Source organism: Bacillus sp. PS95, from assembly GCF_037963565.1.
Lineage (GTDB): Bacteria > Bacillota > Bacilli > Bacillales > Bacillaceae > Bacillus > Bacillus subtilis.
Window position 1 is genome coordinate 1,376,171 of record NZ_CP150160.1, and the last position, 20,065, is coordinate 1,396,235.

A 20,065-nucleotide genomic window follows, 5' to 3' on the forward strand; every position below is an offset into this window, starting at 1 on the left:
TGGGTTTTTTTGTACTTTTCAATGGTGATTATTACAATGGTTAGTCCGTTTTTGCTAGGGGATTCTATAAAAAAGCAACAAATGTCATGTTAAATTGATAATTTTGTGACAACTTTATTAAAGATTCATTTTAGATATATCTTTTATCCGTAAGATCATGTATTTTAAAGATATATTTTTAATACATCTTTTCGAAAGGATTGTTTATACAATGTTAGATAACAAAACAATCGACATTATTAAAAGCACTGTACCCGTATTGCAACAGCATGGAGAAACAATCACTGGCCGTTTTTACGATCGGATGTTTCAAGACCATCCAGAGCTTTTGAACATTTTTAATCAAACAAACCAAAAGAAAAAAACACAGCGAACTGCACTGGCAAATGCCGTTATTGCAGCTGCGGCAAACATTGACCAATTAGGAAACATTATTCCGGTTGTCAAACAAATCGGCCACAAGCACCGCAGTATCGGAATTAAGCCTGAGCACTACCCAATCGTCGGTAAATATTTGCTGATTGCGATTAAAGATGTATTGGGAGACGCTGCAACTCCTGATATTATGCAGGCATGGGAAAAAGCGTACGGAGTCATTGCTGACGCGTTCATCGGAATTGAAAAAGACATGTATGAACAGGCTGAAGAGCAAGCCGGCGGCTGGAAGGAGTATAAGCCATTCGTTATCGCAAAAAAAGAGCGGGAAAGCAAAGAAATTACATCCTTCTATTTGAAAACGGAAGACGGCAAGCCGTTACCTGAATTCCAAGCAGGGCAATATATCAGCATCAAAGTGCGGATTCCTGATTCTGAATATACGCATATCCGTCAGTACAGCCTGTCTGATATGCCGGGAAAAGACTATTATCGAATTTCAGTGAAGAAAGATGGTGTCGTGTCTTCCTACTTACACGATGGGCTGCAGGAGGGAGATTCAATAGAGATCAGCGCACCGGCAGGGGACTTTGTTTTAGATCATGCATCACAAAAAGATCTCGTTTTGATCAGTGCCGGAGTTGGCATTACACCAATGATCAGCATGCTGAAAACATCTGTTTCCAAACAGCCTGAACGGCAAATTCTGTTCATTCATGCGGCGAAAAACAGTGAATATCATGCATTGCGCCATGAAGTAGAAGAAGCAGCAAAACATTCTGCTGTTAAAACAGCATTTGTGTATCGCGAGCCGACAGAGGAAGACCGTGCAGGTGATCTGCATTTTCATGAAGGACAGATTGATCAGCAATTCCTCAAAGAACTGATTGCCAACGCAGATGCGGATTACTATATTTGCGGTTCACCGTCGTTTATTACGGCAATGCATAAGCTGGTATCAGAGCTCGGATCAGCGCCGGAGTCTATCCATTACGAGCTATTCGGCCCGCAATTAAGTTTGGCGCAGTCCGTTTGAACACATACATGAAACTCTTCTCCTTTCAGAGAAGAGTTTTTTATTGAGATATAAGAAGGCAGACAAGCGCCGGTTTCTACATCCGGACAATCACAGACCCGCCGCCATTTGTGCATACACGGTTTTGCTGTTCTTGCATTGTTCTCAGCAATTCATTGTTTACCTCAATCGCTCTAATTAGTTGCTCCATCCTTAGCTCCAAACCGTCCAGCCTGTCGATTGTTTGCTGCTGGTAGCTCTCAGGTTGGGGAGCCAAAGGCAGATCAAAGGGCCAAAGGGCATTCGACTTCTGATTTTTCATATTGCGTATTGCGCCTCCAATCGGTGTCACTTTCTATTGTGTTATGTTCAGTCGATGTGCACGTTCGCCTAGACACTGATGCATAGAGGGCCTGCCACTGGGCACAATAGGCTCAATATGACCAGCGGATGGAGGTATAGATCGGTGTTATGGATGATATGGGTATTTTTACTGAAGCCAGTTATCGTATTTTCGATTGCATATATTTTATTTCGGCTTGCCGGTAAAAAAGCTGTGTCACAAATGAACAATTTTGATCTGCTTTTGACCTTCGCAATCGGAACCATTATCAGTGAGCCGATCCTTACATCCAAGCTGCCGATGTCAATTTATTATGCGGGTGCTTTTTTGGTGCTTTATCTTATCATGAGCAAGCTCTCTTTATCTAATAAATGGCGATGGCTCCTAGTCGTGAGCCCGACTGTCCTAATCCGAAACGGGGATATTGATGAACGCGGCCTTCGTAAAGAAAGGCTGACTGTTAATGAGCTGCTTGGAAAGCTGAGGGAAAAGGGCTATGCCGACCCGGCTGACATTGATCTTGCTATCATTGAAGAAACGGGAGAAGTAAGCGTCATCCCGAAAGAGGAAGCGAGAGCGGTGCAGGTGCGGGATTTGAATATGGAAGCTGAACGGAATTTTATCCCGATTCCGCTCATACTGGATGGCGAAATCCTTGATCATAATTTGAAATATCTCCAAAAAAACCGATCCTGGCTGTTTGAGAAGCTTGAGGAAAAAGGGTACAGCCCCAAACTGCTGTCTTCGATTACCCTTGGCACGATGAATGCACGCGGTGATATATCCCTTGATTTAAATACCGCTAATGAACCGCAGCATGATCCTTACTTATATAAACCGGGAAATAACAATTAAGATGGCTCTCTCTTGTAATGAGAGCTTTTTTTCTTTTTTAAAGGGAATTTTTGTTTGGTGTCAAATGTACCTAGTTAGGAGGGGAACTGAACATGAAGGACTTATCCATAAGAAACGACATGGCGCCAACGGTCAGTTTGCTGTATTCCGCAGTGGAAGAAAACAGTCTCCGTCTGGCTTCCATCGTAAGCCATATGACACACAGTGAACTTTACTATAAGGGGCGCTGCCAAACAAAAAACAGCACGGCTCAGCTTTTGCACCATATCACAAATGTTGATATCAGATGGGTCTGGCGTATCAAGGAAAATCGGATACCGGACCATATTGAACAGGCATACGGCCCGATGACAGATGAAAGCGGACGGCTGCCTGAACCGGTGAATCAGCCAGACTTAGATGAACTCCTGAAAAGACATCAGCATGTAGTAGACGAGCTGAAATCGGTATGCTTCACTTTAACTGAAAATGCTTTGAACCAGCCGCTTTCCTTCGAAGGTGACACCGCGACGATACGATGGGGAATTTGGCATATGGCAGATCATAACCGCTATCATCAGGCACATATTGAAGCTCTCAAAAAAGAATGGAAGCAGGATGTGGCGAAGTATGAACGCTAAAACGAAGCTTGTGACTGATCGAATTCGTTTGCGCTGTATGGAAGATCGGGATCAAGCCACTTTGTTTGGGCTGCTTTTTAATGATCCTGACGTCATGACATATTATTCCGGTTTAAAAGATAAGAGGCAAACCCGCGAGTGGGTCAATTGGAACCAACGAAATGAAAAAGGGTACGGCGTTAGTCTGTGGATCGCCGAAGATAAGCGGACAGGGGAGTTTTTGGGGCAATGCGGCATCGTTCCCCAGCAGATCGAAAATCAAACCGTAATGGAAATTGGCTATATGTTTGCCCGCCGCCACTGGGGGAACGGCTATGCGCAAGAAGCGGCTCGGGCCTGTCTGGACTATGGCTTTAACGAGCGGCAGTTCGGCAAAATGGCGGCTTTGATTGATCCGGGTAACAAAGCATCCATACGGGTAGCGGAGAAAATCGGCATGCATTACAGCAAAACGATCAGAAAATGGAATAAACCGATCGCGGTATATGAAAGAAAATCTTACAATTGAAAGATAGAGCTCAGTTTAGTATCATGATATCATGTAAAGTTTTCTAGGGTTCCGCATGTCAATTGACATGGACTGGTCCGAGAGAAAACACATACGCGTAAATAGAAGCGCGTATGCACACGGAGGGAAAAAAGCCCGGGAGAGTCAATCTCATGTGAGACGACTGTCCGGGGTTTTTTTGTTTTCGGAGAATCTTAATAGATAGAAAGGAATGACTCAAAATGAAATGGGGATTGGTCGTGCTTGCCGCTGTTTTCGAGGTTGTTTGGGTGATAGGCTTAAAGCACGCTGACTCAGCCTTAACATGGAGCGGCACTGCCATCGGCATCATATTTAGCTTTTACCTTCTAATGAAGGCGACTCACAGTCTGCCTGTTGGTACCGTGTATGCCGTCTTTACCGGGCTCGGCACAGCGGGAACAGTACTTAGTGAAATCGTTCTTTTTCATGAACCGGTTGGATGGCCGAAGCTATTGTTAATTGGCGTGCTCTTAATCGGTGTAATCGGGTTGAAGCTTGTGACACAGGATGAGACAGAGGAAAAAGGAGGCGAGGCATAATGCTGCACTGGATCAGTTTATTGTGCGCGGGCTGTTTAGAAATGGCCGGTGTGGCCCTTATGAATCAATATGCGAAAGAAAAAAGCGTGAAATGGGTGCTGTTGATCATTGTTGGTTTTGCCGCTTCATTTTCCTTGCTGTCGTACGCAATGGAAACCATTCCGATGGGAACGGCTTACGCGGTCTGGACAGGAATTGGCACCGCCGGCGGGGCGCTTATCGGCATCCTCTTTTACAAGGAGCAGAAAGACGCCAAACGGATCTTCTTTATCGCGTTGATTTTATGCTCAGCAGTTGGTTTAAAAATTCTGTCATAAATTGATTTTTATCAAATCTTCAGTATAATGGATAAATAGTTTAGACTTACAAAGATAAGAGGGATTATTCATGAAATCATATATGACTCAGCGGTTGGACGAATACCGTGACGGAAATGAGGATAAAGGGCGGCTCTTGGTCAGCTGCCCCGATCAGCCGGGTATCGTCTCTGCAGTTTCCGCGTTTTTATTTGAACACGGTGCCAATATTATAGAATCAAATCAATATACGACAGACCCTGAAGGCGGCCGGTTCTTCCTGAGAATCGAATTCGACTGCGCAGGCATTCGTGAGAAAAAAACATCTCTTCAGGCGGCGTTTGCCTCTGTAGCGGAAAAATTCGACATGACATGGAGCTTAACTTTGGCAAGTGAATTGAAGCGTGTCGCCATTTTTGTTTCAAAGGAGCTTCATTGCCTGCATGAGCTGATTTGGGAATGGCAAACCGGCAACCTGATGGCGGAGATCGCTGTTGTCATCAGTAACCATGAGGAAGCGAGAGAGCTGGTTGAGCGCCTGAACATTCCATTCCACTATATGAAAGCGAACAAAGACATCAGAGCGGAAGTCGAAAAGAAGCAGCTTGAACTGCTGGAGCAGTACGATGTTGATGTCATCGTTCTCGCACGCTATATGCAGATTCTAACTCCTGATTTTGTTTCGGCTCATCCGAATCGCATCATCAATATCCACCATTCATTCCTGCCAGCTTTTATCGGTGCGAATCCGTACAAACGGGCCTACGAGCGCGGCGTGAAACTGATCGGTGCGACATCTCATTATGTGACAAACGATCTTGATGAAGGGCCGATCATTGAACAGGATATTGAGCGTGTGGACCACCGCGATAATGCGGAAGCGCTGAAAAACATCGGAAGAACAATTGAGCGCAGCGTGCTTGCCCGTGCTGTGAAATGGCATTTGGAAGACCGTGTCATCGTTCATGAAAATAAAACAATCGTCTTTAACTAGACTGCAAGAGGCCCGCGCAATGCGGGCTATTTTTGATGACAAAAAACCTTGACAAGTGTCTTTTTTCTTTGCATAATATAAAAAAATCATTGAGCGTTGAAGAGGATTAGTAAGCAGACCTTTCTGTGACAGAGAGCAAAATGAATCGCTGAAACATTTTGCCGCATGAAACCTGCCGAACCTGCCTTGGAGTCCTAGGGGGAAAACCTAGGCGCATAACCTGGCGTTACAGGAGAGCGGAGCGTGCACAAGCGCGTTCAATCAAGGTGGTACCACGGAAACCCATTTCGTCCTTATGAATCAGGATGAAATGGGTTTTTTTATTGTAGAAGAGCCGCGGAGGAGAATAAATGAAAAAACAAAGAATAGTAGTGAAAATAGGAAGCAGTTCGCTCACGAATAGCAAAGGAAGCATTGATGAGGCAAAAATCAGAGAGCATGTTCAGGCGATTTCCGTGTTAAAAAAAGCGGGGCATGAAATGATTCTGATTACCTCGGGTGCCGTAGCGGCGGGGTTTTCCAGCCTCGGTTATCCATCCCGTCCCGTTACCATCAAAGGAAAACAGGCGGCGGCCGCGGTCGGACAAACACTGTTAATGCAGCAATATATGAATCAATTTAAACAATACTCATTAACTCCGGGACAAATCCTTTTAACGAGAAATGATTTTTCGAAAAGAGAACGGTATCGAAACGCGTATGCTACGATAATGGAATTATTGGAACGCGGCGTCATCCCGATTATCAACGAGAACGATTCTACGTCTGTTGAAGAATTGACATTCGGAGATAATGATATGCTTTCTGCGTTAGTCAGCGGATTGATTCACGCGGACCAGCTCATGATTCTCACCGACATTAACGGACTGTATGATGCCAATCCAAATGAAAATCCTGAGGCGAAACGATTTGATTATTTGCCGGAGATCACGCCTGAATTGCTTGGATATGCAGGTTCAGCTGGATCAAAGGTCGGCACCGGCGGAATGAAATCAAAGCTGTTAGCCGCACAAACCGCGCTGTCTCTGGGAGTGAAAGTATTCATTGGAACAGGCAGCGGAGAGCAAAAACTCGCGGACATTTTGGACGGCAGGGGAGACGGCACTTATATCGGAGACAAAGAACTATCTTCGGTTAACAACACGAGGCAGTGGATTCAGTTCCACTCGCCGATATCGGGAGAAATTATCATTGATGCGGGTGCCGAAGAGGCGATGATCCATAATGGAAGCAGCCTTTTGCCCGCTGGCGTTGTGGGTGTGAACGGAAGCTTTCCGAAAGGGGCGGTTGTGGAAGTCAGGGGACCGGGCGGCGTGATCGGCAAAGGCCAAACCCATTACTCCTCTGAGGAGATTATGGAGGCCAAGGGCAAACGCAGTGACGAACTTGATTTTGAGAAAACGTTTGAGGTTATTCATAGGAATGACTGGGTCAATGTAAAAGACTAGGAGGCGGAAAAATGAGTGAAGTTTCTGTAAAAGCGAAGCTTGCGAAAGAAGCAGCAGCCGAAATGATCATGAAAACAACAGCCGAGAAGGATGAGGCGCTCAGCCTCATTGCAAACGGACTCCGCAAAGAACTGGATTTTCTCTTGGCGGAGAATGCAAAAGACATTGTGAACGGAAAAGAGAATGGTTTAACACCGGACATCATTGACCGTCTCACATTGGATGAGAAACGTATACGCGATATCGCGGACGCGGTGGAGCTCTTAATCGACTTAGCGGACCCAATCGGCGACTCTCTTGAAACGATTGAAAAAGAAAACGGCCTGTTTATTGAAAAAATCCGTGTGCCGCTCGGTGTCGTAGGAATGATTTATGAGGCGAGGCCAAACGTCACAGTTGATGCGGCTACCCTTTGCCTGAAGACAGGGAACGCGGTTGTGCTGCGGGGAAGCTCCTCAGCCATCCACAGCAACAAAGCGCTCGTCAGTGTCATTCACAGAGCACTTGAGCAATCAGCGCTTCCGATTCACGCTGTGCAGCTGATTGAGGATACGAGCAGAGAGACAGCAAAAGAGCTCTTTACGTTAAATGATGGCTTAGACGTATTGATTCCGCGCGGAGGCAAGAAACTGATTGATCTCGTTGTGAGAGAATCAACAGTTCCTGTATTAGAAACGGGAGCAGGAAACTGCCACATATTCATTGACGAAACAGCCAAACCGCAAATGGCAGAAAAGGTTGTCGTAAATGCCAAAACGCAACGCCCTTCCGTATGCAACGCGATTGAATCATTGCTGATTCACAAGGCTTGGGCAAGACAGCACGGGAGAGAATTGCTGGACCAGCTGGAAAACGTGGGAGTTGAAATTCGGGGTGATGAATTGGTATGTGAACTTCATCCTTCAAGCAAACAAGCATCAAAAGAAGATTGGGAAACCGAATTTTTAGCGCCTGTCCTCAGCGTAAAGACGGTTGAAAACGTCCAAGAAGCTGTGAAGCATATCCAACAATACGGCACCAATCATTCGGAAGCGATTTTAACTGAAAATGACAAAAACGCGGCATATTTTCAAACGGCTGTCGATGCTGCCGCTGTCTATCATAACGCGTCAACCCGCTTTACCGACGGCTTTGAATTCGGCTACGGAGCCGAAATCGGCATCAGCACGCAAAAGCTTCATGCAAGAGGACCGATGGGGCTTCCTGCACTGACTTCTACAAAATACATCATTAAAGGAACTGGGCAAATCCGTGAATAGCAGGGCAATGTTCAATGAAAAAGCTTATCTCATTACGAGATAAGCTTTTTTATACGAGAAAAATTGACATTTCGAATTTAATTTTGTACAATTTAATTGTATAAAATATATTGGGGGAATGAAAAATGAGTCAGCCATTATTTACAGCAACTGTTTCAGCGGTAGGAGGAAGAGAAGGAAAGGTCATTTCATCAGACCGCGTTCTTGAGCTTGATGTCGCAATGCCGGGGACACCGAGAGCCAAGAAATTAGAAAAAGCGACAAATCCAGAGCAACTGTTTGCAGCAGGTTATGCAGCTTGCTTTGACAGCGCCCTGCAGCTTGTCGCAAGAACAGAACGGGTAAAAGTAGAGACAGAGGTTACAGCGAATGTTAGCCTGTTAAAGGATGAAGCGGACCAGGGCTATAAGCTGGGTGTGACGCTGCAAGTAAAAGGAGAAGGAGTCAGTGCATCAGAATTGGAGGCGCTTGTGAAAAAAGCGCACGGCGTCTGCCCGTACTCAAAAGCAACCTCCGGAAATATTGATGTGACACTTGAAGTTGCTGAATAAATAAAAAGAGGATGCCTGTACAAGGCATCCTCAATTTTTTTGATGAAGTGTTTCCAGCAATGTATATAGAGCGGATTTTAACTGTTTGAGATCCTCCCCAGACTGCTTTGAGAGCCCCAGAATTGTCTCTGGAATGTCAACCGCTTTTTCTTTTAATAACGCTCCGTCCTCTGTCAGGCTGATCAACACGGACCGCTCATCCTCTTCAGATCTTTTTCTCGTAATCAAACCCTGTTGTTCCATTCGTTTAAGCATCGGAGTGAGCGTCCCTGAATCTAAATACAGCTGTTCGCCCATTTTTTTGACAGTAAGCGTTTCATGTTCCCATAACAAAAGCAAAGCCAAATATTGAGGGTATGTTATATTCAGCTTATCAAGCAGCGGCTTGTATTGCTTTGTCATTTCCCGCGAACTTGCATATAGCAAAAAACATAGCTGATTCTCCAATTTCATATGATCAAATTTATTTTCCATTTTGTTCACCAACTCTTTTTTGTCATTCGATTCTATTGTATCTGAAAAACCTCACTTTTCCTATTCTCGGCAAACATAGCATGTTTAAAAAGATTAGAAAGGGAAATATAACAACTAGATACAAATAAGGAGGTTGGGAAATATGGCACTATTTACAGCAAAAGTAACCGCGCGAGGCGGACGAGCAGGACATATTACATCAGATGACGGTGTTCTTGATTTTGATATTGTCATGCCAAATGCCAAAAAAGAAGGACAAACCGGCACAAATCCGGAACAGCTCTTTGCGGCAGGGTATGCTGCATGCTTCGGCGGCGCGCTCGAACACGTAGCCAAAGAGCAGAATATCGAAATTGATTCGGAGATTGAAGGGCAGGTCAGCCTCATGAAGGATGAGAGCGACGGCGGGTTTAAAATCGGTGTCACACTTGTTGTGAAGACGAAAGATTTAGATCGGGAAAAGGCACAAGAGCTTGTCAACGCCGCTCATGAATTCTGTCCTTACTCAAAGGCAACCAGAGGAAATGTTGATGTAAAACTAGAATTAAAATAATGACCGGCATCCTGAGGATTCTCAGGATGTTTTTTGGTGTCGGACATGCGGGGCGGGCACAGATTTATGATAAAACTTCAGAGAAGCGTTTGAAGCATGCCTTTAAACCAAAAGTTACAGATGAAGCGGGTGGCTGGCACGGTGTCTGCCGTGCTGAATTGCGCGTATATGCTGTTTTGTATTTGCACAGGGCATAGCGGCTACTTGGAGAAATAACAAGGACCAGGCCGCGCATGCCTGATCCTTTTAATATTCTTTCTTATTGGCGAAGTTCCGCCATGCTTGAAACGGGGATAAATGCTCTGTTAGTGTCACTTGATAAAAGGGGATCGTTCTTTCTTCAGCAGGTTTATCAATTTCTTTATAAATGAATGAATCATCAAACCCGGCTTCGGCAGCGTCTGTGTGCTCAGCTGCATAGAAAACGGCTTTAGGCCGGGCCCAGTAGATGGCGCCCAAGCACATTGGGCATGGTTCACAGCTCGTATACAAAATGCAGTCATCAAGCTGGTATGCTCCTAGCACCTTACAGGCTTTCCGAATAGCTGTGACTTCCGCGTGGGCAGTCGGATCATTGCTTGTTGTGACGTTGTTCTGTCCCTCTGCAATAATGGCTCCGTCTTTCACGATAACGGCTCCAAAAGGCCCGCCGATTCCTGCATTCACTCCTTCACATGCGAGAGTGACAGCCCGTTTTAAGAACGTTTCATGATTCATCCCAATCCCTCCTGTCAATAGAGTGTTATTAGTATAGCCGAAAAGAATGCAAAGAACATTCTTAAAAAAGTGCAAAATAAACAAAGTAATTGGGGGATTTGCTAAAATAAGAAACTGATTGTGGCTGTATTATAGAAAAAAACCATCTGCCAAATGCAGATGGTTTTTTAAAAATTATACTAGCTGTGTCTGCTTTGCTCTTGCCTGTTTTGCGGCTTCAACCATGTTTTTCAATGCTGCAACCGTTTCTTCCTGCTGTCTTGTTTTCAATCCGCAGTCCGGATTTACCCAGAAGCGGTCAGTTGGACAGACGGCAAGCGCATCAACGATAATATTGTACATTTCTTCAGTTGACGGCACACGAGGGCTGTGAATGTCATATACACCAAGGCCAAGCCCTTTCAAATACGGGTGGTTTTTTAAGTAATCTAAAAATCCTCCGTGGCTTCTGCTATGTTCAATTGTAATCACATCGGCATCAAGATCATTGATTGTATCAACGATATCTTCGAAGTTGCTGTAGCACATATGTGTATGAATTTGTGTTTCGTTTTTCACGGAAGAAGTGGTTAATCTGAATGCTTCTGCCGCCCAAGTCAAATACTCATCCCAATCGCGTGTTTTCAATGGAAGGCCTTCGCGCAGCGCTGGTTCATCAACTTGAATGATTTGAATGCCTGCGTCTTCAAGCGCTTTAACTTCTTTGCGAAGGGCAAGCCCGATTTGGAAGGCGATTTCTTTCCTCGAGATGTCGTTTCGAGGGAAAGACCAGTTTAAGATTGTAACCGGGCCCGTCAGCATTCCTTTCACATGCTTGGAAGTCAATGACTGTGCGTAGACTGTGTCTTTCACTGTCATCGGTTCAATAAATTCAACATCTCCGTAAATGACTGGCGGGCGGACACAGCGTGAGCCGTATGATTGAACCCAGGCATATTTAGTGAAGGCGAAACCAGCCAGCTTTTCACCGAAGTATTCGACCATGTCTGTCCGTTCAAATTCGCCGTGAACAAGGACATCAAGCTCCAATTCTTCTTGAATATCAATCCATCTTTTTGTTTCCGCATTGATAAAGTTTTGATACTGTTCATCGGACCACTCAGCTTTCCGCCATTTTTGGCGTGCGCTCCGCACTTCAGCAGACTGCGGGAAGCTGCCGATCGTTGTCGTCGGCAAAAGCGGAAGGCCGAGAGATTCATTTTGCAGGGCTAAACGTTCTTCAAACGGAATCGGACGCTTGAAGTCTTTATCAGTTAATTGCTCAAGCTCTTTCTTTTGTTCAGAATTGGCGCCTGTTGCAAACTGTTTAAGCGCCTGGATATCAGCCTTAGCCTGCTGAATCTCTTCGCTGATCGCCGCTTTTCCTGATACTAAACCTTCTTTCAAAGCTGTCAGCTCGGCCAGCTTCTCTTTTGCGTAGGATAATCCGTTCAATAGGTCTTTTTCCAAATGCTCATCAGGGTGTTTCGCTACCGGAACATGCAACAGGCTGCTGGAAGGCTGAATCCACAGTTCATCAACTTTTGCAATGCTGAGAATATCAAGAACGGCATCGAGACGCTCTTCAAGGTCCGCTTTCCAAATGTTGCGTCCGTCGATAACGCCGGCTGCCAGCACTTTGTCTGTCGGAAAGCCATGTGTTTTAAGCTGTTCTAGGTTTCTGCCTTTGTCGTGAACGAAATCAAGGCCAATTCCCTGAACCGGGTAAGAGATCAGCTCTTCATAAGCATCAACAGAATCAAAATACGTCTGCAAAAGCACATTCAAGGATGAAAGCTCACTTGTAATGCTTTCAAATAATTCTTTTGCGCCGCGGACATCTTCACTAGAGGCGGTAACGAGCGCCGGCTCATCGATTTGAACCCATTTTACGCCTTCTTCTTCAAGCTCTTTCAAAAGCTGTACATATAATGGCACAAGGCGTTTTTGGATCGCTTTTGCTTCAGATGGTTCATAGCCTTTAGCAAGCGTAACGAACGTATAAGGGCCGACAATCACAGGCTTTGTTTCCACACCGTATTCCTGTTTGATCCGGCGATAATCTTCGAGTTGTTTGTTTCTTGTCAGACGGAACTCAATGCTCTCGTCATATTCCGGAACGATGTAATGGTAATTTGTATTAAACCATTTTGTCATTTCACTAGATACGGCGTCTTTGATTCCGCGGGCGATAGCGAAGTATGTATCGGTAGCGTCAGTCAAATGTCTGAAACGTTTCGGGATCCAGTTGAAGCTGACTGCTGTGTCGAGTACATGGTCATACTGTGTGAAATCAGAAACAGGCACAACATCAATCTGCTGGTCAATTTGTGTTTTTACTGCGGATAAAAATAGTTCGTCGATTTGCTTCAAAAACGTATCTTTATCAGTACTGCCTTTCCAATACGCTTCAAGTGCTTTTTTCCATTCCCGGTTCAGTCCGATTCTCGGAAATCCTAAATTCGATGTTTTGATGGTTGTCATTGTTTCTCCTCCTTTATATGTAAAACACTCTCTTTAACCCGCGGATACAGGCTGCTAAGAGGTTTTCTCACAACAAAAAGCCTCTTTCCCATGAGAGAAAGAGGCTTTTCTGCGTAAAACACTGCCTCTCTCATCTCTCAGACACAATCTGATGGAATTAGCACCGTGCCTTATGAGACATCAGTCTCGGCGCGAAAAGCAGTGCGCCCCATTTCACAATGGTATTACGGTCGGTTGCTGTTGGGGTCAAAAGGCCAATCCCTCGCCCAACTCTCGATAAGAGAAAATGTTATTAATTTTTTGAAAAGTTGAATCATTTGTTGGTAATCTTAACAGTAATTCAAATTCATTGTCAACATAGAATTTGAAATTTTTATTTACATGATGTGGTGTATATTATATAAGAAAAATAATCTTATAGGGTCAACAAATGTGATTGCTCTGCTTTTTCTGCGAGCTCATCAGGAGCTGTTAAATACAGGAATCCATTGCCTGCCAGCGTTTTTGCAATATCAAGAGGAAGTGTCCTGCGGATTAGCTGTGCGAAAACCTCAGATTCAGAAAGCTTTCTTTGAAATGATTCTTCTTCATAGCTTTTGATTAAAGCAAGCGCACCGCTGACATGAGGGGCAGCCATTGAAGTGCCGGTCAGCTTACCGTACTTCTTGTTGGGAAGGGTGGATAAGATGTTTTCTCCTGGTGCCACAAGGTCAATCTCTTTATTCGCGTTAGAAAATTCTGATAATTCTCGCGCTACAGAAACAGATCCAACTGCAATCACTTCATTATAAGCTGCGGGGTAGGAAAGCTCTTCTGTGCGTTCGTCGCCGTCACCTTCATTTCCCGCTGCACAAACGACAAGCACTCCGTTTTTGACTGCGTTTTTCACTGCTTCTTCCAGCTCTGGCACATCGCTTGGCCCTCCAAGGGACATTGAGATGATGTCGACTTTCTGTTCCACCGCGTAGTTGATGCCGTTGATTATCCATTCGTATTGTCCGCTGCCGTTCTCGCCGCCAAGAACCTTCACAATCAATAGGCTTGCCTCAGGCGCGACTCCGGCAATGCCTCCGTTTGAATCATTAGCTGCAATCGTTCCGGCGACGTGTGTGCCGTGTCCGTTGTAGTCGGAAATCGCATCTTCCTTGCCGCCGTCGTCATCCGTGAAGTTCTTTCCGCCGATGATTTGATTTTTTAAATCAGGGTGGCTTGTGTCGCAGCCCGTGTCTAATACAGCAACTTTAATATTTTTGCCTTTTACCCCTTTTGCCCACATTTCTGGCGCCTTAATCACTTTAATGCCCTCAGGAAGCTCGTTTACATCCATGATCTGCTCATTCGTCACATACGGGATCAAGCGGATTTCACCATTCATAAAAAAGCCCTCCTTTTTTATGCTTTCAAGTGGATTCAAGGGTGTTGCCTCATATTATATGAAAAAAACAAGCGCTCGGACAGAGCCATTTGAAGCATTTTGAAAAAATAGGATACACACCAAAGAATTAGTAATTTTCAAAATATTGGATGGCTTCGGCGTGTATGACTGGGATTCAACTGTAAGTCAAGTTATAATAGTGTTGGGGAAAGGAGCAGTGTCATGAAACTGAATGAAAAATTATATGCATTTTTTTCAGAGCATGTGGAACAAATGGCCGAGGAATGGATTGAAACGATGGAGGAAAGTGATCCGAATTCGCTTTACGCCCTACATAATGCAACAGTAACGGAAGAATTGAAAGAGCAGGACAGAGAATTTTACCGGCATCTGAATTACATGTATGTTTTACCGGAAAAACAATTTCTCGAAGAGTTTCAAGAGTGGGTCATTGAGCTGACCAACGATCAAAAACATCTCGACACACCGGTTCAGTATGTCATTCGGGAATTTATGAGAAACAGGAGATTATATACGAAGTATTTTGAGAAGTTCGCAGAAGAAAATGGGTCAGCGTTTGAGCCGGGAGAGAAGCAAAAATGGGCTGATTTGATTGTGAAAGTATTTGATTTCACCATTTATACATTCGTTGATCACGCTGAAATGAATGCCAAGCAGCAATTAAACGCCCAAAGAGAAATGATATTGGAATTAAGCTCACCTGTCATTACCCTGAGCAAATCAACAGCTCTGCTGCCGCTTGTCGGTGACATTGATACCGAACGGGCGAAGTTTATTCTGGAAAACACGCTTCAAGCTTGTGCGAAAAGACGTGTGGAGCATCTATTAATCGATCTGTCAGGTGTTGTTGTGGTGGATACGATGGTGGCGCACCAGATCTTTAAATTGATTGAGGCGCTAAATCTGATCGGTGTCCGGTCAACCTTGTCAGGAATCAGGCCTGAAATTGCGCAAACTGCTGTACAGCTGGGGATTGACTTTTCGAATATTACCATTAAAACCAACCTTGCCCAAGCATTAAACTATCATCAATAAAAAAATCCGCTATCTGTGATAGCGGATTTTTTATGATGCGAAACATAAAGATACGAGAAAGGATCCCGCGAATAATATGAGGACGAGGCAAAAGAACACCCAGTCGCGCCGGTTCACGCTCAATGTCCTGTAGTATGTCCGGTTTCTGCTTCCTGTAAATCCTTTCGATTCCATCGCAAGCGCTGTCCGTTCCGCTTTTCTGATGGCGCTTGCCAATAGCGGTATGGTATATCGTTTTAACGCACTGATTTTATTCATGATGCCGCTCTCCGCCGCTCCTCCTCTGATTTTATGAGCCTGCTGAATCAGCTGGACCTCATCCTTTAACAGCGGAAGAAAGCGAAAGCCTGCAATGACACCGTACGCGAGCTTTGGTGAGAGCCTGCACTGCTGGACAAGGCTCAGCATAAATAAAATCGGATCGGTTGTAAAAACAAACATCATCGATAAGGCGGAAAAGCATAAAATACGAAACCCGAGAGAGATGCCGACAGACACATTATCGCTGTTAATTGAGATAGGGCCTGCTTGAAACAAAAAATTATCCGGTGTTGTCGGCACTTTTCCAAAAACTGCGGCTGTCCACACGCATCCGAATGCTAAAATCAAAAACGGAATCGTAAACAACAACCATTTTTTCAATGGGATTCCGGCCGCCAGTAGAACGCCCGCAACGATGATGATATAAAAACATGCCGGAGTGTATGGGTTGTAAATAAACGACAGCATGACGACACAACAAAAAACCGCCGCCGCTTTCACAGTCGGATTAATGAGATGTAACGGCTGCTTCATCACGCACCTCCTCTTGAAATGCCATCCATTCATATAGAAGGGGAAGGGTGAGCTTTGCTTTTTGAACAAGCCCTGTTTCTTGAGAAAACAACTGCGCTGGAGATCCGTCAAAGGCCAGGCCTGTATCGTGAAGCACAAGCACGCTGTCAGCATACGAAGAGACTAGCTCCATATCGTGTGTAATCATAAGGACAGCGGTTCCCTCTGCCTTGATACGCTGAATCATTTCCATGCATTCAGCCGCCGTGCGGGCATCCTGGCCAAAGGTTGGTTCGTCTAATAATAAAACCTTTACGTCATGCATGAGCATAGTAGCAACGCTCAGTCGCCGTTTTTGCCCTTGGCTGATCGCAAACGGATGATGATCAGCCAAATGCGCAAGACCAAAACGCTGCAGCAGGTGTTGCGCTTTTTTCTCAGTTTCAGCATTTGCTTTCTGGCCGAACAGAAGCTCGTCATATACCGTATCGGTGACGAATTGATGCTCAGGGTTTTGAAAAACAAATCCCATCCGTTTACGCAATTCTTTTTCTTTATATTTCTGCAGCGGCTGATCATAGAGAAGGATTTTGCCGCTTTGCGGTTTCATGAGACGGGCCAGAACTGATAGGAGCGTCGATTTTCCAGTTCCGTTCGGACCGACAAGCGCCGTTAAAGAGCCTTCGCGCAACGAAAAGCTGATGTCTTTGAAAATCGCCTGCTGTCCTCTCGCGAACGAAAGGCTGCTGACTTCAAGCACACTCTCCCCAGGAGGGGCTTTCTTCTTTTTGACACGCCCGGCAGGAATAGGTTCTTTGAACAGCATCTCTTTTGATAAAGTAAACGGCATACTCAGCTTTTCCTGCAGATGACAGACCTTTGGAATGGCGATGCCCAATTTCTTTAGTGTCTCCGCTTCATGCTGAAATAGATTTTTCGTCAGGCCATCCAGCGCCTTTTTGCCTGATTTGTCGAGTACGATCGTTCTCTCAATCCAAGGCGCCCATTCATCAAGCTGGTGCTCAATGACGAGGAGGCTGAAACCTTTTTCCCGCTGAAGATCCTTCATCAGATGAACGAACTCCCGTGCTGAGAAAGGGTCTAAAAGAGAGGTCGGCTCATCTAAAATAATAAGCTCAGGCTCCATCGCCAAAATACAGGCGAGAGCCACTTTCTGCTTTTGTCCTCCTGAAAGGGTTGAGATCATTTTTTCTTTTAAATGGGTAATGCGTAATTTTTCTAATACGGCGTTGATTTTCTCTGTCATTTCTTCTTTTGGAATTTGCAGATTTTCCAGCCCGAACGCTATTTCGTCCTCCACCGTCAGCATGCAGAACTGCTGATCAGGATCCTGAAAAACGACCCCGGCATGCTGAGCAATCGTTTCGGAGGTTTCAGCATCTGTGACCGGCTTTTGAAATAGAAAGACATGTCCGGACTGAACGCCGTCGCAAGCCTCCGGATATAGACCGTTTAAACAAAGGGCGAGCGAGCTTTTGCCGCATCCGCTCGGTCCTAATAATAAAACACATTCTCCTTTTTGAAGCTCAAACGAAATGTCTTGAAAAACCGGTTTCTCGTCTTCTTCATAAGAGAAGCTGAGCTGCTCAACCGTCAGAAGCTCATCAAAGGCTTGCATGTTCTGACGCCCGCTTCCGTTTCTTTTTCAGTTCCTTTCCGAGTGCCATTCCGTTTAACACACCTGTATAAGCGAGAGAGTCGCTGACAGCTTTTCCGAGAAGCCCCGCCAAAAGCGCGCCGGAAATGAGGCGGATCACAAGCATAATGAGCAGATAACCTGGTGAATAGGCTGCATAGCCAGAAACAAAGAGATCATAGATAAAGCTGGCTACTGAAGACCCCATACCGGCCAGCATAAGGACAGGGAGAGAGTATGCTTTCCAGCGTGTTGCAAGAAACACAGCCTCAGCCCCGAGTCCTTGAACAATGCCAATGACGATGACCATCGGGCCAGACGGATTTCCCAGCAGGCACTCAACGAGAGCGGCAATGATTTCAGAAACGAGCGCCGCACCCGGTTTTCGAATCATGTACGCGGCGATCACAGAAACGATAAACCAAATGCCGTAAATCGGTTCATAGGCGATTGGCCCAAACATACCTGCAAGCACGTTTCCGAAATGTGTAAATAATAAATAAACAACGGCAAATACGATACTGATAACAGACATGATGACAATTTCTTTTACTTTCCAGCTTTTCATTTTATCCCTGCTTTCTGTTTTTTCTTGATGGACTGTTAGCCGAAAGATTCACAGTCATGGTGATGTGGTTTGTTTGCTGCTCAGCCATGCGGAAAACGGCTTCCAATGTGCTGAATACGTCATGCGCATCCCCGTCAAGCTCGCTCGCGTAATGGACACCCTGTACGAAAGTGCCTTGGGCTTTTGCAATGTCGACAGCCTTCATAATCAATCCCATATAATCCGGCTCGTTCATTGGATAAAGGGCAAATTGGCACGGCGCTTCCGCCTTCAAGCCTCGGACAGCATCATCATTGACACGCTTATCACCTTTGGAAAGATATGTATCCCCCTGTGTGTCACCCGGGCATCCAATGGAAAACGTGCCGTTCATGACGATGTGTTGTTCGCTGTTTGCTGCATGAAGGTAAATGGCTTTTGCAGCATCGAATACATGATCAATCGATCCGCGTAACACCGTGCTGATATGGTCGGTTTTCGTCCATACCTTGGATGTATCTGTTTTTTTCAGCGCAGACTTGATCACACTGATAAAATCATCCGTCATCGGATATAAAGAGAAGCGAAAACCGGCGATTTTGCTTGTACCGCAAATATGCTCCATTTCTCCGACCTCCTGTTTTTTTGGTAAAATAAAAAACTGCATATCCTAAGGGAATATGCAGTCATAGATCGATTAAGCGCACAAAAAAATACACCATTCGGTCAACCTGCACTTCCCCACGCTGGTATTATCCAGATCGGGTCATAAGGGATCAAAGCGCGTTTCTTCCGCGCTTTATCTCAGCCAAAACAGCACCCCTAGTGCTTTCCGTATACAATTTTTTATTTTGACATCATAATAGATGATAAGAATCATTTTGTAAACAACGAAATCATTTTTTTCAAATAGGGACGGGAGAGGATGATCAAATTTGGAAAAAGGACACATATTAATTGTGGAAGATGAAGAAAAAATCGCCAGGGTTCTTCAGCTTGAATTGGAATATGAAGGATACAGCGTCACGATCAAACACAATGGCACAGAAGGTCTTGATGCGGCAGCGGAAGGCGGGTATTCCTTGGTGCTTCTTGATGTCATGCTTCCGGGGCTTAGCGGACTGGAAGTGCTGCGCCGCTTGAGAAAAACGGATTCGCAGACACCGGTCATATTATTAACGGCGCGAGACAGTATTCCTGATAAGGTAACAGGTCTGGACATCGGTGCAAATGACTATGTCACCAAGCCGTTTGAAATCGAGGAATTGCTTGCGAGAATCAGGGCGGCGCTGCGGCAAAATGGAACAAAAACGGAAGATATCGGCACCTTTCTTACATATGACGATTTGCGGGTGAACGAAAAAACCCGTGAAGTGAGACGCGGAGACAAAGAGGTGGAATTAACGCCGCGGGAATTTGATCTGCTCGTCTATATGCTAAAGCATCCGCAGCAAGTGCTGACACGGGAGCAAATTCTAAGCTCGGTATGGGGATTTGATTATATCGGTGATACCAATGTCGTGGACGTCTACATAAGATACATCAGAAAAAAACTGGACTATCCTTACGAAAAACAGCTGATCCATACGATTCGCGGGGTCGGCTATGCCATTAAGGGGTAAACG

23 protein-coding genes and 3 riboswitches are annotated in these 20,065 nt (G+C 45.1%); of the genes, 14 read left to right on the plus strand and 9 right to left on the minus strand.

Annotated elements, in window-relative coordinates; translation table 11 throughout:
• Positions 1-157: 157 nt before the first annotated feature.
• Positions 158-1,411, plus strand: a complete 1,254-nt coding sequence (hmpA, locus tag NSQ12_RS07360; protein WP_268992312.1) for an NO-inducible flavohemoprotein — start codon at positions 158-160, stop codon at positions 1,409-1,411.
• A gap of 76 nt (positions 1,412-1,487) precedes the next feature.
• Here the strand turns inward: hmpA and NSQ12_RS07365 are convergent, their stop codons facing one another.
• A complete protein-coding gene (locus tag NSQ12_RS07365) occupies positions 1,488-1,712 on the minus strand; it encodes a hypothetical protein (RefSeq protein ID WP_230488557.1) in 225 nt (74 codons plus the stop codon).
• A 144-nt stretch (positions 1,713-1,856) separates the two neighbouring features.
• On the opposite strand from NSQ12_RS07365, the gene NSQ12_RS07370 reads away from it, so the two are divergent.
• The 9 genes from NSQ12_RS07370 to NSQ12_RS07410 all read left to right on the plus strand — a co-directional run bounded on the left by NSQ12_RS07370 (position 1,857) and on the right by NSQ12_RS07410 (position 8,824).
• Complete coding sequence (locus NSQ12_RS07370) at positions 1,857-2,588, plus strand: DUF421 domain-containing protein (protein ID WP_033884976.1); 732 nt, start codon at positions 1,857-1,859, stop codon at positions 2,586-2,588.
• 92 nt (positions 2,589-2,680) lie between these two features.
• Positions 2,681-3,208: a DinB family protein gene (locus tag NSQ12_RS07375; RefSeq protein ID WP_038428844.1), complete on the plus strand. Its 528-nt coding sequence runs from the start codon at positions 2,681-2,683 to the stop codon at positions 3,206-3,208.
• On the plus strand, positions 3,198-3,716 hold the full coding sequence (locus tag NSQ12_RS07380; protein WP_003244793.1) for a GNAT family N-acetyltransferase: 519 nt from the start codon (positions 3,198-3,200) through the stop codon (positions 3,714-3,716). Before NSQ12_RS07375 ends, NSQ12_RS07380 begins: the two co-directional genes overlap by 11 nt.
• A 32-nt stretch (positions 3,717-3,748) precedes the next feature.
• A riboswitch (guanidine-I (ykkC/yxkD leader) is annotated at positions 3,749-3,860 on the plus strand.
• Positions 3,861-3,937: 77 nt separating this feature from the next.
• On the plus strand, positions 3,938-4,276 hold the full coding sequence (gene ykkC / locus NSQ12_RS07385; protein ID WP_003232583.1) for a multidrug efflux SMR transporter subunit YkkC: 339 nt from the start codon (positions 3,938-3,940) through the stop codon (positions 4,274-4,276).
• Entirely contained in the window at positions 4,276-4,593 is a 318-nt protein-coding gene (gene ykkD / locus NSQ12_RS07390; RefSeq protein ID WP_015252242.1) for a multidrug efflux SMR transporter subunit YkkD, read from the plus strand. Before ykkC ends, ykkD begins: the two co-directional genes overlap by 1 nt.
• A 70-nt stretch (positions 4,594-4,663) precedes the next feature.
• Entirely contained in the window at positions 4,664-5,566 is a 903-nt protein-coding gene (gene purU / locus NSQ12_RS07395) for a formyltetrahydrofolate deformylase (protein WP_021479442.1), read from the plus strand.
• Positions 5,567-5,916: 350 nt separating this feature from the next.
• A complete protein-coding gene (gene proB / locus NSQ12_RS07400; RefSeq protein WP_014479591.1) occupies positions 5,917-7,014 on the plus strand; it encodes a glutamate 5-kinase in 1,098 nt (365 codons plus the stop codon).
• Between the two features lie 11 nt (positions 7,015-7,025).
• Positions 7,026-8,273, plus strand: a complete 1,248-nt coding sequence (proA, locus tag NSQ12_RS07405) for a glutamate-5-semialdehyde dehydrogenase (RefSeq protein ID WP_229762408.1) — start codon at positions 7,026-7,028, stop codon at positions 8,271-8,273.
• Positions 8,274-8,398: 125 nt separating this feature from the next.
• Positions 8,399-8,824, plus strand: a complete 426-nt coding sequence (locus NSQ12_RS07410; RefSeq protein WP_003232574.1) for an organic hydroperoxide resistance protein — start codon at positions 8,399-8,401, stop codon at positions 8,822-8,824.
• 30 nt (positions 8,825-8,854) lie between these two features.
• Here NSQ12_RS07410 and ohrR read toward each other — a convergent pair whose 3' ends face one another.
• The gene (gene ohrR / locus NSQ12_RS07415) at positions 8,855-9,298 is read right to left on the minus strand and encodes an organic hydroperoxide resistance transcriptional regulator OhrR (protein ID WP_014476587.1); all 444 of its coding nucleotides are present in this window, start codon (positions 9,296-9,298) and stop codon (positions 8,855-8,857) included.
• A 142-nt stretch (positions 9,299-9,440) separates the two neighbouring features.
• Between ohrR and NSQ12_RS07420 the strand changes: the two genes are divergently transcribed.
• Both NSQ12_RS07420 and NSQ12_RS07425 read left to right on the plus strand, forming a co-directional pair.
• Positions 9,441-9,851 carry an organic hydroperoxide resistance protein gene (locus NSQ12_RS07420; protein WP_338382035.1) on the plus strand — a complete coding sequence of 137 codons (411 nt, stop codon included), beginning with the start codon at positions 9,441-9,443 and terminating at the stop codon, positions 9,849-9,851.
• Positions 9,852-9,877: 26 nt separating this feature from the next.
• Positions 9,878-10,048: a hypothetical protein gene (locus NSQ12_RS07425; protein ID WP_003232568.1), complete on the plus strand. Its 171-nt coding sequence runs from the start codon at positions 9,878-9,880 to the stop codon at positions 10,046-10,048.
• 49 nt (positions 10,049-10,097) lie between these two features.
• Here the strand turns inward: NSQ12_RS07425 and guaD are convergent, their stop codons facing one another.
• From guaD to isp, 3 genes are all read right to left on the minus strand, one after another.
• Positions 10,098-10,568: a guanine deaminase gene (guaD, locus tag NSQ12_RS07430; protein ID WP_003245084.1), complete on the minus strand. Its 471-nt coding sequence runs from the start codon at positions 10,566-10,568 to the stop codon at positions 10,098-10,100.
• 174 nt (positions 10,569-10,742) lie between these two features.
• Complete coding sequence (gene metE / locus NSQ12_RS07435; RefSeq protein WP_046380967.1) at positions 10,743-13,031, minus strand: 5-methyltetrahydropteroyltriglutamate--homocysteine S-methyltransferase; 2,289 nt, start codon at positions 13,029-13,031, stop codon at positions 10,743-10,745.
• 127 nt (positions 13,032-13,158) lie between these two features.
• A riboswitch (SAM riboswitch) is annotated at positions 13,159-13,314 on the minus strand.
• 132 nt (positions 13,315-13,446) lie between these two features.
• Complete coding sequence (gene isp, locus NSQ12_RS07440) at positions 13,447-14,406, minus strand: serine protease Isp (protein ID WP_014479598.1); 960 nt, start codon at positions 14,404-14,406, stop codon at positions 13,447-13,449.
• Between the two features lie 222 nt (positions 14,407-14,628).
• Here isp and rsbRB point away from each other — a divergent pair, with 222 nt between their 5' ends.
• Positions 14,629-15,462 carry an RsbT co-antagonist RsbRB gene (gene rsbRB, locus NSQ12_RS07445; RefSeq protein WP_069322541.1) on the plus strand — a complete coding sequence of 278 codons (834 nt, stop codon included), beginning with the start codon at positions 14,629-14,631 and terminating at the stop codon, positions 15,460-15,462.
• A 30-nt stretch (positions 15,463-15,492) separates the two neighbouring features.
• On the opposite strand, the gene thiX is transcribed toward rsbRB, so the two are convergent.
• From thiX to thiU, 4 genes are read right to left on the minus strand one after another with little or no spacing between them, the layout of a single operon-like run.
• Complete coding sequence (gene thiX / locus NSQ12_RS07450; RefSeq protein ID WP_019712472.1) at positions 15,493-16,257, minus strand: HMP/thiamine ABC transporter permease ThiX; 765 nt, start codon at positions 16,255-16,257, stop codon at positions 15,493-15,495.
• Positions 16,232-17,875, minus strand: a complete 1,644-nt coding sequence (locus NSQ12_RS07455; RefSeq protein ID WP_003232556.1) for an ABC transporter ATP-binding protein — start codon at positions 17,873-17,875, stop codon at positions 16,232-16,234. The genes thiX and NSQ12_RS07455 overlap by 26 nt, the downstream gene beginning before the upstream one ends.
• A complete protein-coding gene (locus tag NSQ12_RS07460) occupies positions 17,862-18,461 on the minus strand; it encodes an ECF transporter S component (RefSeq protein WP_003232554.1) in 600 nt (199 codons plus the stop codon). Before NSQ12_RS07460 ends, NSQ12_RS07455 begins: the two co-directional genes overlap by 14 nt.
• Position 18,462: 1 nt before the next feature.
• A complete protein-coding gene (gene thiU, locus NSQ12_RS07465) occupies positions 18,463-19,065 on the minus strand; it encodes an HMP/thiamine ABC transporter substrate-binding protein ThiU (RefSeq protein WP_021479434.1) in 603 nt (200 codons plus the stop codon).
• A gap of 96 nt (positions 19,066-19,161) precedes the next feature.
• Positions 19,162-19,274, minus strand: a riboswitch (TPP riboswitch).
• A gap of 101 nt (positions 19,275-19,375) precedes the next feature.
• On the opposite strand from thiU, the gene ykoG reads away from it, so the two are divergent.
• The gene (ykoG, locus tag NSQ12_RS07470; RefSeq protein WP_003232551.1) at positions 19,376-20,062 is read left to right on the plus strand and encodes a two-component system response regulator YkoG; all 687 of its coding nucleotides are present in this window, start codon (positions 19,376-19,378) and stop codon (positions 20,060-20,062) included.
• Positions 20,063-20,065: the final 3 nt, after the last annotated feature.

What these genes read in the sequence shown, in the direction of transcription:
- hmpA (WP_268992312.1), top strand. Translation starts at nt 158, where the DNA reads ATGTATTTTAAAGATATATTTTTAATACATCTTTTCGAAAGGATTGTT.
- NSQ12_RS07365 (WP_230488557.1), bottom strand. Translation starts at nt 1,712, where the DNA reads ATGAAAAATCAGAAGTCGAATGCCCTTTGGCCCTTTGATCTGCCTTTG.
- NSQ12_RS07375 (WP_038428844.1), top strand. Translation starts at nt 2,681, where the DNA reads ATGAAGGACTTATCCATAAGAAACGACATGGCGCCAACGGTCAGTTTG.
- NSQ12_RS07380 (WP_003244793.1), top strand. Translation starts at nt 3,198, where the DNA reads ATGAACGCTAAAACGAAGCTTGTGACTGATCGAATTCGTTTGCGCTGT.
- ykkC (WP_003232583.1), top strand. Translation starts at nt 3,938, where the DNA reads ATGAAATGGGGATTGGTCGTGCTTGCCGCTGTTTTCGAGGTTGTTTGG.
- ykkD (WP_015252242.1), top strand. Translation starts at nt 4,276, where the DNA reads ATGCTGCACTGGATCAGTTTATTGTGCGCGGGCTGTTTAGAAATGGCC.
- purU (WP_021479442.1), top strand. Translation starts at nt 4,664, where the DNA reads ATGAAATCATATATGACTCAGCGGTTGGACGAATACCGTGACGGAAAT.
- proB (WP_014479591.1), top strand. Translation starts at nt 5,917, where the DNA reads ATGAAAAAACAAAGAATAGTAGTGAAAATAGGAAGCAGTTCGCTCACG.
- proA (WP_229762408.1), top strand. Translation starts at nt 7,026, where the DNA reads ATGAGTGAAGTTTCTGTAAAAGCGAAGCTTGCGAAAGAAGCAGCAGCC.
- NSQ12_RS07410 (WP_003232574.1), top strand. Translation starts at nt 8,399, where the DNA reads ATGAGTCAGCCATTATTTACAGCAACTGTTTCAGCGGTAGGAGGAAGA.
- ohrR (WP_014476587.1), bottom strand. Translation starts at nt 9,298, where the DNA reads ATGGAAAATAAATTTGATCATATGAAATTGGAGAATCAGCTATGTTTT.
- NSQ12_RS07420 (WP_338382035.1), top strand. Translation starts at nt 9,441, where the DNA reads ATGGCACTATTTACAGCAAAAGTAACCGCGCGAGGCGGACGAGCAGGA.
- NSQ12_RS07425 (WP_003232568.1), top strand. Translation starts at nt 9,878, where the DNA reads ATGTTTTTTGGTGTCGGACATGCGGGGCGGGCACAGATTTATGATAAA.
- guaD (WP_003245084.1), bottom strand. Translation starts at nt 10,568, where the DNA reads ATGAATCATGAAACGTTCTTAAAACGGGCTGTCACTCTCGCATGTGAA.
- metE (WP_046380967.1), bottom strand. Translation starts at nt 13,031, where the DNA reads ATGACAACCATCAAAACATCGAATTTAGGATTTCCGAGAATCGGACTG.
- isp (WP_014479598.1), bottom strand. Translation starts at nt 14,406, where the DNA reads ATGAATGGTGAAATCCGCTTGATCCCGTATGTGACGAATGAGCAGATC.
- rsbRB (WP_069322541.1), top strand. Translation starts at nt 14,629, where the DNA reads ATGAAACTGAATGAAAAATTATATGCATTTTTTTCAGAGCATGTGGAA.
- thiX (WP_019712472.1), bottom strand. Translation starts at nt 16,257, where the DNA reads ATGAAGCAGCCGTTACATCTCATTAATCCGACTGTGAAAGCGGCGGCG.
- NSQ12_RS07455 (WP_003232556.1), bottom strand. Translation starts at nt 17,875, where the DNA reads ATGCAAGCCTTTGATGAGCTTCTGACGGTTGAGCAGCTCAGCTTCTCT.
- NSQ12_RS07460 (WP_003232554.1), bottom strand. Translation starts at nt 18,461, where the DNA reads ATGAAAAGCTGGAAAGTAAAAGAAATTGTCATCATGTCTGTTATCAGT.
- thiU (WP_021479434.1), bottom strand. Translation starts at nt 19,065, where the DNA reads ATGGAGCATATTTGCGGTACAAGCAAAATCGCCGGTTTTCGCTTCTCT.